Genomic DNA, 13169 nt, shown 5'->3' with positions numbered 1-13169 from the left:
TGATTCCGTCCTTCAGTTGTTGAGTTGCCAGACAGCGAAATTGAGGCTCAGCGCGAACGCCGACCACGCCACGTACGGCAACAGCATCGCACCGGCGATCACGCGGCGCCGCCAGAACGCGACGACGGTGCAGACGAGCACCACGAGCAGCACGCAGAGTTCGGCGAAGGCGATCCCGCGCCAACCGAGACCGAAGAACAAGGGCGTCCATGCCGCGTTGAGCACCAGCTGCACCGCGTACAAGGCCAGCGCGCGCGTCGTCTCCGCCGACGGTCCGGTCCGCCACACCAGCCACGCGGCGACCGCCATCAACACATAGAGGACCGTCCACGTGGGGCCGAAAACCCAGGACGGCGGCGCAAACCCGGGCTGCTCCAGGCGCCCGTATTCCTGCGCCGCGCTGCTGGTCGCCAGACCGCCGAGCGCCGACGCGGCGACCACCGCGAGCAACGAGACACCCAGGGCCAACGCCGATCGGGTCGGGGTTCGGGACAGGTCGGCCACCATGGACGGCAGGTTACCCCGCAGCTCCAGCCTCCCCCGCGGGTGCTTCGTGGCCATTCGATGACGTGTCGTCCGCGTCCGGCAACTGCCCGACCAGATACTCGGCGAGCCCGCCGATGGTCGGGTAGTCGAACACCGCAGTCGCGTTGATCGTGAACTTGCCCCCGAACTGGCTGTGCAGCCGGTTGCGTAGTTCGATCGCCATGAGTGAATCCGTGCCCAGGTCCAGGAACCGGCTGGTGGCCGCCGGCGGCGACGCCAGACGCAGGAAGTTCTGCACCTCGCGCTGGAGGAACTCGGTCACGAATCCGGCGCGCTGCGGCACCGGGATCTCCATGAGCTGCTTGAGCAACTCGCTGTCGCCGGTCACCTCACCTGCCGCGCTGGGCAGCACGAGGTCGAGGATCGGCGGACGCGAGGCGCCGAGAACCTTCGCCGCGCGCTGCCAGTTGGCCTTGATCACGGTGGCCTGGCCGGTTCCGTTGGCGATCACCTCGGCCAGTGCGCTCAGCGCCGCGGACGGATCCAGCGGAATGAGGCCCTGCGCACTGATGTTGGCGGTCGCCGCTTCCGACGAGGCCATGCCGCCCTGCGCCCACGGGCCGAAGTTGATGCCCGTGGCAGGCAGCCCCTGCGCCCTGCGCTGCGCGACGAGACCGTCGAGCAGCGCGTTGGCGGTCGCGTAGTTGGCCTGACCGGGCGAGCCGAACAAGCTCGACACCGAGGAGGACACCAGGAAGAAGTCCAGCTCGTCGTCCCGGGTGAGCCGGTCGAGGTGGCAGGCGCCGAACGCCTTGGGCGCCAACGTGGTCCGGAAGCGTTCGACGCTCTGCTGCGAGAGCAGGGCGTCGTCGAGCACACCGGCAAGGTGCGCTACGCCCGCCAGCGGCGGCAACTCGGCGCGGATCCGGTCCAGCAGAGCTGCCACGTCGGATCCGTCTCCGACATCGGCGGCGAACACGTGGATGCGGCACTTGAAGCGCTCGGTGATGTCGTCGATCACCTTCTGCGCGTGCGCATCGGGCGCCCGCCTGCTGGTGAGCACGATGTCGCCGGCACCCAGCTGGGCCAGGTAGGACGCCGTGTGAAGGCCGATCGCCCCGAGCCCACCGGTGATGAGGTAGCTGCGATCGGGCTTGGGCTGCAATGGATTCGGGATCTGCACGACGATCTTGCCGATGTGCCGGGCCTGCTGCATCCGCCGGAACGCGGCCCTCGCCTCGGTCAGGGGGTAGACCTCCGCGGGCAACGGCGTCCAGGCACCATCTGCCAGCCCGCCGGACACCTCGGTGAGAAGGCCGCGGATGCGCTCGGGTTCGGTGAACATCACCGTGTCCAGGGCGACGATCTCGTAGGCGATGTCGGGACGTGCCTGCGCCATCTGTTCGGTGGTCCAGATGTCGCGTTTGGCGATCTCGGCGAAGCGGCCGTTGGTGGCGGTGGCCCGCAGCGTCGCCTCGATGAAACCTTCGCTGGTGAGGCTGTTGAGCACCACGTCGACGCCGGCTCCGTCAGTGTCGGCCAGGATTTGGTCGGCGAAATCCGTTGTGCGCGAATCGTAGACATACCTCACACCGAGCTTGCGCAGTGTCGCTCGCTTGAAGGTGCTGGCCGTGGCGAACACCTCGGCCCCGCACAGCTGGGCCATCTGGACCGCGGCCAGCCCCACGCCGCCGCTGGCAGCGTGGATGAGCACCTTGTCGCCGGGCTTGAGCTGCGCCCAGTCGAACGCGAGGCGAACCGTCAACGCGGCGGCGGGGATCGTCGCGGCCTCGACGGCGCTGACCCCGTCGGGGATCGGTGCCAAGAACTGGGCGGGCACGTTGAACCGGCTGGCGAACGCGCCCTGCATCGAGCCGTAGACCCGCTGGCCCACCTCGACTCCCGTGGCACCCGCGCCCAATTGTGTGACCACACCGGCGAAGTCGCCGCCGATGGGTCCGGGGTCACCGGGGTAGAGGCCCAGCACGTTGAGCACGTCGCGGAAGTTCAGCCCGGCGGCCTCGACCCGCACCTGCACGTAGCCCTCGTCCGGCTGGGGTACGTCGGTCTCGGTCAGCCGCAGGTTGTCGATCGCGCCGCGTTCGGTGGGCGCAAGCACGTAGTCGCCGCCGCGCGGAACGGTCAGGTGACCGCTGCGGGCCCACGGCAACAACCGCGATGCCAACAGCTTTCCTTGCCGCACAGCCAGTTCCGGCTCATCGACCGGGGTCGCCAACATGCCGGCGAGCACCTGAACGACTTCCGGCGTTCCGTCGGAGTCGATGAGCTTGGCGCGCAGCGCCGGCTCCTCGTTGATCGTGGTGCGACCGAATCCCCACAGCGCAGCCTGCGCCGGGTCGACCGGCTCGCCGGACTCGGTCGCGACGGCGCGTTCGGTGACGATCCACAGGCCCCCGGGCAGCTTGATGTTGCCGCCCTGGACGGTGTGCACGGCGCTGAGGAGGTGGGCGATCTCGGCTTCGATCCGCGTTTCGACGTCCGCGGTGGACTCGCCGGCGCCCGGTGCTGCAGCGCGCCAGACGACGCCGGAGAACGGCAGACCGCGTTCCTGCGCCTCGGTGAGCACCTGGCCGAGCAGTTCCGGGTTCGTGGCGCGGTCGCACGGAACACAACCGGGCACCACGTTCGCGAGTTCGTCGAACCCGGCGATCAGCCAGGTGCCGCTGGGGGCCGCGCCGTCGGCGGGTGTGGGCGGAACCTCGTGCCAGCCGAGGGTGTAGAGCAGCCGGGTGGCGTCGCCGCCCAGTCCGCGCAGCAGAGCCTCACGCGGGGCACGCTTGACGGTGAACTCGCGGATTCCACCCAGCCGCTGGCCATCCCGGTCGAGGAAATCGAGGTCGAAGACCTGGGTCTCACTGTCGAGGGCGCTGTCGTGCCACTTCGCCCGGCAGTAGAAGCGGCGAGGCATCTTCTCCCGCAGCGACACCTGCCCGTACCGCAGCGGCAGGAACAGATCGTTCACACCTTGTTCTGCGGCCAGCAGGGCCGGGAACGCCGGGAACGCGACACCGGTGCAGAGGTCCATCAGCACAGGGTGCATCGGCTCGGTGCCGAGCTGCTCGGCGAGCTCGGCACCGACGAGGATGTCGCCGATCGCCTCACCCTCGCCGAGCCACAGGGACTTGAGGGAACCTGACCAGGTGGGTCCCCACGCCAGCTCCAGATCGGCGAACGTCTCGAACAACTCCTGCGGGCGCATGCGGTTCAGGCGCTCCAGGACGTCGTCGACCGGCTCGGCGCCGTCCTGCTCTGCCACACCGTCTTCGGTACCGCTGACCACCGTGCCCTCGGCGTTCAGCGACCACTCGGCGCCGCTCTCGCCGTACGGGCGGCTGTGCACCTGGAACGTCCACACGGCGCTCTCGGCCGGGTGCAGGGTCAGCTGCACCTCGCGAGAGGCCTTCTCGGGCAGGATGATCGGCTCGTAGAAGAACACGTCCTTCGCATGGGCCGGCGTGCCGACCGCCGCAAGGGCCATCGCCGCGTACGTCGCTCCGGGGACCACGACGGTGCCGTAGATGACGTGGTCGGACAACCACGGCTGCGATTTGACCGACAACCTGCTGGTGTAGACAGAATCACCGGAGGCGAGATCCTTGGCGCTGCCCAGGATTCCGGATCCGACCGGGCCGACAGACCCACTGACGGCGATCGAGCCGGCCTTCGGCCAGAAGCGGCGCCGCTGGAACGGATAGGTCGGCAATTCGAGCCGGCGTCCGGACTGCCGATGCAGCGCAGCGAAGTCGGGCCGGTGCCCGCCGACGTAGGCCGCCGCCAGCGCGTCGGCGATCTGCCGCCGGTCGCCGACGCTCTTGCGCAGCGAGGCGATCGCCCGCGGTGGAGCCAGGTGCTCCGGCCAGACCTGCACCGCGGCTCCGGTCAGCACCGGCTGCGGGCCGATCTCCATCAGCACCGAGCAGCCCAGCGCCGCCACGGTGCGCACGCTCTCGGCGAACTGCACGGGCTGACGTGAATGGCGGCGCCAGTACTGCGCGTCGAGCGGAGACTGCGCGGTCAGCACCGCGCCGGTGCGGTTGCAGACCAGCGGCATCGTGGGCACCGCGAACTCCAGTTGCGCGGCATACGATTCGAATTCGTCGAGCACCGGATCGAGCAGCTCGGAGTGGAACGCGTGGCTTGTCTGCAGCCAGGTGCACCGGATCCCCTCGCCGCCGAAGCGCTCCACGATCTGCTCCAGATCCTCACCGGGACCGGACAGGACGGTGTTGGGGCCGTTGTAGGCACCGACCGACACCCGCGGGAACTCACCGGCGACCTCCTCGACGTGCTTGGCGTCGGAGAACACGGCGACCATGCGCCCGCCCTCGGGGAGGCTGCCGAACAACCGGCCCCGCTCGGCCATCAGCCGCGCGCCGTCCTCGAGGCTGAACACCCCGGCGACACACGCCGCCGCGTACTGGCCCACGCTGTGGCCGAGCACCACGTCGGGCTGGATGCCCCACGACTGCCACAGCCGCGCCAGACCCATCTCGACGGCGAACAGCGCCGGCTGGGCGAACGAGGTGTGGCGCAACAACTCTGATGTCGCGCGATCGGCGGCGAACAGCACCTCCAGCAGTGGCCGGGTGACGATGTCGGCGACGGCGTCCGCACACCGGGTCACGGTGTCGGCGAACACCGGCTCGGTCTCGAAAAGTTCGCGCGCCATGCCCGGGTACTGGCTGCCCTGCCCGGTGAACAGCCATGCTGTCGTCGGATGCTGGGCGTTCTCGCCGCGGACGACGCCGGGCCGCAGGCGATTCTCGGCCAACTCGGCGAGGCCGTCTCGCGCGGTCTGCACCGAGTCGACCACCAGCGCGGCTCGGTGATCGAAGTGCGATCGGCCGGTTCCCGCGGTCAGGCACAGGCTCGCGAGGTCGATGTCGGGGTTCGCGCTGAGCCACCCCTCGTAGCGCCAGGCCATCGCCGCGAGCGCTTCCGGCGAGCGCGCCGACAGTGGCAGCACGCTCACCGGCTCGGTCGAAGCGTCCGAAACGTCCTCATCGGCCACGTCTTCGGCGATCGGCTCGGCGACGGCCGGTGCGGCCGCAGGCGCCTCCTCGATGAGCACGTGGGCGTTGGTGCCGGTGAACCCGAAGGAGCTCACCCCTGCGCGCCGAGGCCTGCCGTCGGTCTCCCAGGCAATCGCGTCGTCGACCACCCGCACCGGCAGCGAATCCCACGGGATGTGCGGCGACGGGTTGTCGAAGTGCAGGCTCTTGGGAATCAGACCGTGTTGCAGTGACAGCACCACCTTGATGAGTCCTGCTGCGCCGGAGGCGGATTCGGTGTGGCCGATGTTGGTCTTCACCGAGCCCATCAGCAGCGGCCGGTTGGGGTCACGGGAAGCGCCGTAGGCTGCGGCGGCCGCCTGCACCTCGATCGGATCGCCGAGCGGGGTGCCCGTTCCGTGTGCTTCGAGGTAGTCGACGTCGCCGCCCGACAGCCCGGCGCGGGCCAGCACAGACGTGATGAGCCGTTGCTGCGCACCGCCGTTGGGCACGGTCAGCCCGCTGGATGCGCCGTCCTGGTTGACCGCGCTGCCGGCGATCACCGCGCGGATCTGGTCACCGTCGCGTTGTGCATCGCTCAGCCGCTTGAGCACCAGGACGCCGCAGCCCTCGCTGCGCACATACCCGTCGGCCGACGCGTCGAAGGTCTTGCACCGTCCGACGGGGGAGAGCATCCGGGCGCGCGACGCGGCGACGACCGTGACCGGGCTCAGCAGGACGTTCACCCCGCCGGCCAGCGCCATGTCGCAGTCGCCGGACCGCAGGGCCAGGCAGGCCTGATGGACGGCTACGAGCGCCGAGCTGCACGCCGTGTCGATGGCGACAGCCGGGCCTTCGAGCCCGAGCGCGAACGCGACCCGGCCCGAGATGGCGTTGAGCGCGTTGCCGGTGATGAAGTGGGGCTCGATCTTGTCGACCGGCTCCGAGGACAGGAGGTGCGCGTACTCGTTGGCGGCCACACCGACGAACACACCGGTGCGGCTCCCGCGCAGAGAGGACGGCCCATACCCGGCCCGCTCCAGGCCCTCCCACACCGTCTCCAGCATCAACCGCTGCTGCGGCTCGATCCAGACCGCCTCGCGCGGCGAGATGCCGAAGAACTCGGGATCGAATCCGTCGATGCCGTCGAGGAATCCCCCGTAGCGGGTGTAGGTCTTGCCCGGCGCATCGGGGTCCGGATCGTAGAATTCGTCGATGTCGAAGCGGTCCTCCGGGACCTCCCGGATGGCGTCGATGCCGCCGGACAGCACGTCCCAGAACGCCTCGGGATCGGGCGCACCGGGGAAGCGGCAGGACACCGACACGATCGCGATCGGTTCGTCGGTGTGCGTGGTGACCACCGAGGCGGGTCGGGGCACCGAGGAGGCCTCGGCAAGTCCGAGCACCTCGCCGAGCAGGTAGTCGGCGACATCGGAGAGCCGGGGATGATCCATCGCGAGGGTCACCGGGATCTCGGTACCCACACCCTGTTCGAGGTGGCGCCGCAGCTCGACGGCCATCAGCGAATCCATGCCGAGGTCGAAGAACCCGGCGTCCTCGCGGATCTCGGCGGCGTCGACACGGGTCACCTCGGCCACCACGTTGCGCAGGTAGTCGATCAGCAGCTTCCTGCGTTGTTGCACAGGAGCATTGGTGAGACGTTCGACCAGCGCGGTCTTGCCCGAGCGCGTCGCAGGCGTCTCCGGCAGCTGTCCCGGTACCTCACGCTCCAGCTCGGCGAGGAATGACCGCCGGCCGGCCTGCTGGTAGAGCGGAAGGAAGCGCGCCCAGTCCACCCTGGCGACGACGCCCTGCGCCTGGCCCGATGCCGCGACGTCGGCCAGGCCGGCCAGCGCGTCGGTGGGGGACAACGTCTTGATGCCGCGCTGCTCCAGACGCGCACGGGATTCCGCGTCCGCCATGCCCGTCGACCACGGACCGAAGTTGACGCTGATCCCGGTGACTCCCTGCTCCCGCAGCCGCCACGCCAGCGCGTCGAGAAATGCGTTGGCCGCACCGTAGGCGGTCTGGCCGTAACCACCCCACACCGAGGCGATCGACGAGGTACTGAGGAAGAAGTCGAGCTTGAGGTCAGCGGCCGCTTCGCTGAGATGCCATGCACCCCAAACCTTTCCAGCGAAGACGCGGTCCAGCTCGGCATCGTCGAGACCGCTGAGCGCCGTGGTGCCGATCTCACCGGCCGCGTGGACGATGCCCGCCAGCGGCGGCAACTCGGCGGCCACCGTGGTCAGTAAGCGCGCGACCTGGTGCGCGTCGGCGACGTCGGCAGTGACGACCCGGATCTCGCAGCCGTGCTGCGCGGCGAGCATGTCGATGCGCTGCTGGGCTGCCTCACCGGGTGTGCGACGACTGGTCAGTACCAGGTGCCTGGCGCCGTTGGCGGCCAGGTACCCGGCGATCTCCAGCCCGATCGATCCGAGGCCGCCGGTGACGAGATAGCTTGCGTCGCTGCGTAATTGCAGAGACCCCCCGGCGGGCTGCGCCGCACGGCGGACGAGCCGGGGGACGAAGACGGCTTGATCGCGCAGGGCGATCTGATCCTCCCTGGCCGCCGAATCCGGCGGTGCGGCGATCCGGTCGACGAGCCGGGACCATTCGTCCGGGGTTCCCGCAGAGAGGTCGGCCAGCCCGCCCCACAGCTGCGGTAGCTCCAGTGCCGCGGCACGCCCGAATCCCCACAGGCAGCTCTGATCCGGCGACACCGCGTCGGTATCTGTGACCGACTGCGCGCCCCGCGTCACCACCCAGACGGGGCTGCGCAGCTCGGCGGCGAGAGCGGCGCGCAGCAGGCGCCGGGTGCCGCCCAGGACGCGGTGTTGCATGCGCAGCAGCGCCTGCATCGACGGAGCGGTCTGGTTGTCGAGGGCCGCGACGTCGATGATGCGCAGCGCCGAATCTCCGGCCGCCGCAGCGCGCAGTGCGTCCGCGAACTTCTCCTCGTCCGCGTCGGACACCGGCAGTCCCAGGATCCGGTACCGGAGGCCGCGCGCGGTCAGCACGTCTGTCAGGGGCGTCAGCGCGCCGGCGTCGTCGCCGATGAGGATCCATGAGCCGGTGTCCGCGGCGGGCGCGGGCGCCGTGGCTTTCTCCCACCGGAATTCGTAGCGATCATCGGCGATGGACTGCGACGAACGCTGCTGATTGTGTTGCGCGGCAAGCCTGTTGAGCACTTCGAGGGTCTGCAGGTCGCCTTCGGCGCCACCGAGTAGGGCGGCGAGCTCTTCGATGCGCCCGTCCTCGAGGAGGCGGACGGCCTGTGTTTGTGCGGCGCGTGCCTGTGGTTGCGCGGGCTTGGTGTGACTGTCGTTGAACCAGTACTGGCGATGCTCGAACGGGTAGGTGGGCAGGTCGAGCTTGCGGGCGTTCGCACGCCGGAACGCGGCGAAGTCCGGGGCATGGCCCAGGACGTACGCGTCGGCGACGGCTTCGGTGATCTGCCTGTGGTCGGCGGTGTTGCGGCGCAGCGACGCGATCGCGCGCGGTGCGTTCGCCGGGTCGGGCCACGCCCGCAGGGCCGCCGCGGTGAGCACCGGCTGGGGTCCGATCTCGACGAGCACCTTGCAGTTCAAACCGGCGAGGGTCCCCACGCTCTTGGCGAACTGCACGGGCTGTCGGGCATGCCTGCGCCAGTAGGCGCCGTCGAGTTTCACGCTTCGTCCGAGCGCTTCGCCGGTCCGGTTGTCGATCAGGATCCGTTGCGGTGCAGTGAAAGTGAACTTCGCCGCGTAGGCCTCGAACTCGTCGAGGATCGGGTCGAGCAACGCCGAATGGAAGGCGTGGCTGGTTTCCAGCCAGTCGCACCGGGTGCCGTCGGACGCCAGCACCGCGACGGCTTTCTCCAGATCCTCTGCTGGACCGGACAATACGATGTTGGCGCCGTTGTACGCGGCAACCGACAGGGTGGGGTACTCGTCGGTGAGGCGCTCCACGCGCTCGGCGGCGGCGAACACCGCCGCCATCCGTCCGCCCTCGGGCAGGCTGCCGAAAAGCCGTCCCCGCTCGGCCATCAACCGCATGCCGTCTTCGAGGCTGAACACCCCGGCGACACAGGCCGCCGAATACTGGCCGACGCTGTGGCCGAGCACCACATCGGGTTCGAAGCCCCACGACTGCCACAGGTGAGCCAGCCCCATCTCCACCGCGAACAGCGCAGGCTGGGCATAGCCGGTCTGCCGCAACGTCTCGCTGTCAGAATCGTCGAAAATGACGTCCAGCAAGGGCTTTTCGAGGACATCGGCGACCGCGTCCGCGCACCGCTGTAGCGTCTCGGCGAACACCGGCTCGGTGTCGAACAACTCGCGGGCCATGCCGGGGTACTGGCTGCCCTGACCGGTGAACAGCCACGCGGTCTTCGGTACGTCGTGGGTTTCGCCGCGGACCAGACCGGGCGCGGGGCGGTCGTCGGCGAGCGCACCGAGGAGTTCGACGGCCGCATCCCGCGAATCGACCACCAGCGCGGCGCGGTGCTCCAGGTGTGCGCGGCCCGCGCCCGCGGTGTAGGACAGGTCGGCCAGGGTCGCGTCCGGGTGGGCGTTGAGCCAGCTGCGGTATTCGCCGGCGAGGTGCACGAGGGCGGCCGGGGTACGCGCGGAGAGCGGCACGATGTTGAAGGTCGACGGCAGCGGCTCGGCCGGTTCCGGGGCGACGGCTTCGGGAGCTTCTTCGAGGATGACGTGGGCATTGGTTCCGGCGAATCCGAACGAGCTGACCCCGGCGACGCGCGAGCGGCCGTTGCGTTCCCACGGGGTGGTCTCGGTGACGACCTCGACGGGCAGCCGGTCCCAGGGAATGTGCGGCGACGGGTTCTCGAAGTGCAGATGCTTGGGCAGCGTCTCGTGCTCCAGCGACAGGATCACCTTGATGACGCCGGCGATTCCCGCGGCCGCCTCCAGGTGCCCGATGTTGGTCTTCGCTGAGCCGATCAACAGCGGCTGCCCGGGTTCGCGCCCGGCGCCGAGAACCTCGCCCGCCGCCTGCGCCTCGATCGGATCGCCGAGCGAGGTGCCGGTGCCGTGCGCCTCCAGGTAGGCGACGTCGCGAGGTTCCAAGCCGGCCCGCTTGAGCGCATCGGAGATGACCCGCTGCTGGGCGACACCGTTGGGCACCGTCAGGCCGCCCGATGCGCCATCCTGGTTGATCGCGCTGCCGCGGATGACCGCGCGGATCCGGTCGCCGTCGCGCAGCGCGTCCTCCAGCCGCTTGACGACGATCACGCCGCAGCCCTCGCCGCGCACGTAGCCGTCGGCGGCCGCGTCGAACGTCTTGCACCTGCCGTCGGGCGACAGCATCTGTGCGTTGGAGAACGTGATCATGGTCGCCGGGGTCAGGATGACGTTCGCGCCGCCGGCCAGCGCCAGGTCGCATTCACCCAGCTGCAGCGCCTGGCACGCCTGGTGGATCGCGACCAGCGAGGAGCTGCACGCGGTGTCGACCGCCACCGAGGGGCCCTGCAGTCCCAACCGGTAGCTGATGCGGCCGGCCGCCGCCGCGCTCGACGTGCCGATGGCCATGTAGGCCTCGATCTCGGGGTAGGTCAGCTCGTCCGACGCCATCCCGAGGTAGTCGTGGGTGGCCAGCCCGATGAAGACGCCGGTGTTGCTGTTCTCCAGCGACGTGGGTGCCGTGCCCGAATGCTCGATCGCACGCCATGCCGTCTCCAGCAGGATCCGGTGCTGCGGATCCATCAGCCGGACCTCGCGGGTCGACATCCCGAAGAACGGGGCGTCGAACCCGGTCACGTCCTCGACGAAGCCGGCCCGGCGGGTGACGACCTTGCCGGGCGTGCCCGGTTGCGGGTCGAAGAACTCGTCGACGTCCCAGCGGTCCTTGGGGATCTCCGACACGGCGTCGCGTCCCTCGCGCAGCACGTCCCAGAACTCGTCGGCGTCCCGGGCACCCGGGAACCGCGCCGCGTAGCCGACGATCGCGAAGCGCGGAGCCGACTCGTCGGCGCCTTCGACGGATGGCATGTAGCTGTCCTCCCCCACGATCAAAGTGGACCCCCCACGACCGAATGTGGACGGATCGTATGTCACTGTGCCCTGTCCCCGGGGGGTGTCGCTGCCCGGGGCTCGTCCGGTTAGCCGGACGATTTCGGCGCACTCTTCGGTATGTTGATCCGGCGACGAGCGACAGTGCTGTGGCCGGAGCCGATCCACGCGGAAGGACCAGGGGGACCCAGTATTGCGCATCGGAAAGATAACTGTTGGCGCACTTGAGGAATGGTCTCTGAATCCGGGGTCGGTCACCTCCTGGCATCCCACGGCCGCATCCGTGGAGAAGGCCCGGCAGGCGCCGGTCAGCTCGGTGCCGATCAGCTATATGCAGGGCCAACATCTGCGTAACTATTTCGAACGGAACGCGGCAGGTCGGACCTTCTCGCGTCAGATCATCGCCAGTTGCGAGGTCGCGGGGGAGTGCGACATCGCGGCGATGGACCACGCCGTCAACGCCTACATCCGCAGACACGACACCTTTCGGAGCTGGTTCGACAGGACCGACGACGGACAGTTCGTCCGGCACGCGCTCGAAGACCCCGCCGACATCGAGTTCGTGCCGATCGACCACGGCATGATGACCGTCGACGAGATCCGGGCTCACGTGGTGGACATCCCGAACCCGCTGGAATGGGGCTGCTTCACGTTCGGGATCATCCAGAGCGACGGCTATTTCGCCTTTTTCGCCGCAATGGATCACGTGCACGGGGACGCGACGCTGATCGGCACCACGATGATGGAAGCCAACGGCATGTATTCGGCGCTCAGCAGCGGCGGTGCGGCTCTGCAACTTCCCGATGCCGGAAGCTTCGACGATTTCTGCATCCGCGAACGCGAGTACACCTCGGAACTGACCGTGGATTCGCCCGGCGTACAGGCGTGGATCGATTTCGCCGAAGAGAACGACAACGGATTCCCCGAATTCCCCCTGCCCCTCGGCAATCCCCTGGAGACCACGACCAGCACGATGACCTCCGAGACCCTGATGGACGTCCCGCAGACGGAGCGCTTCGAATCGGCGTCGTCGGGCGCCGGGTCGCGCTTCGTCGGAGGCCTCTTCGCGTGCCTGGCGCAGGTCGAACACGAACTGACCGGCGCACTGACGTTCTACGGCCTCACGCCCAGGGATTCGCGCACCGCGTCGGACAACTTCATGACCCAGGGCTGGTTCACCGGGCTGATCCCGATCACCGTGCCGATCGGCGCGGCGTCGTTCGCCGAAGCGGCCGGGGCGGCGCAAGCCGCGTTCGATTCCGGTCTGAACATGGCGAAGGTGCCCTATTACCGGGTGCTGGAATTGGAGCCGTCGCTTAATTGGCCGCGGCCCAATTTCCCCGTCACGAATTTCCTGCACGGCGGTGCCGCCCCGCTGAATGCCATTCTCGCGGCAGGCGAAATGGGGCTTGCGAACAATATCGGCATCTATCCAGACGGCCGCTTCTCCTATCAGCTGACCATCTACATTTTCCGGTACGGCGAGGGCACGGTGATGGCGATCATGCACCCGGACAATCCAATTGCGAAGAAGTCGGTGCAGCGCTACATGCAGGCGATGAAGTCGGTGTGCGTGTCCGTTGCGGACAGCGGCACGTGGGGTCGCGTCGCGTAGCGTGGTGCAATTCGCAGGAGTTGGTTTCTTGCGGCGCGCAGCGTG

General features: G+C 69.0%; 3 protein-coding genes. 1 reads left to right on the top strand and 2 read right to left on the bottom strand.

All coding sequences use genetic code 11. The features are described 5' to 3' along the window. Positions 1 to 12: 12 nt before the first annotated feature. Both ACAG24_RS12380 and ACAG24_RS12375 read right to left on the bottom strand, forming a co-directional pair. A complete protein-coding gene (locus ACAG24_RS12380; RefSeq protein ID WP_370473353.1) occupies positions 13 to 507 on the bottom strand; it encodes a TspO/MBR family protein in 495 nt (164 codons plus the stop codon). Between the two features lie 10 nt (positions 508 to 517). Beyond that, positions 518 to 11488, bottom strand: coding sequence for a type I polyketide synthase (locus tag ACAG24_RS12375; RefSeq protein ID WP_370473352.1), 10971 nt, complete (start codon positions 11486 to 11488; stop codon positions 518 to 520). Between the two features lie 214 nt (positions 11489 to 11702). On the opposite strand from ACAG24_RS12375, the gene ACAG24_RS12370 reads away from it, so the two are divergent. Continuing rightward, entirely contained in the window at positions 11703 to 13124 is a 1422-nt protein-coding gene (locus ACAG24_RS12370; RefSeq protein ID WP_370473351.1) for a condensation domain-containing protein, read from the top strand. The last annotated feature ends 45 nt before the right edge of the window (positions 13125 to 13169 follow it).

This window comes from Mycobacterium bulgaricum, from assembly GCF_041287165.2.
In the GTDB taxonomy this organism is placed as follows: Bacteria; Actinomycetota; Actinomycetes; order Mycobacteriales; family Mycobacteriaceae; genus Mycobacterium; species Mycobacterium bulgaricum.
The sequence above is the reverse complement of the archived record's forward strand: the minus strand, read 5'-3'. Positions and strand labels throughout refer to the sequence as shown.

Excerpts from the sequence above, each read along its gene's own strand:
- ACAG24_RS12380 (WP_370473353.1), bottom strand. The coding sequence starts at position 507 with ATGGTGGCCGACCTGTCCCGAACCCCGACCCGATCGGCGTTGGCCCTG.
- ACAG24_RS12375 (WP_370473352.1), bottom strand. The coding sequence starts at position 11,488 with ATGCCATCCGTCGAAGGCGCCGACGAGTCGGCTCCGCGCTTCGCGATC.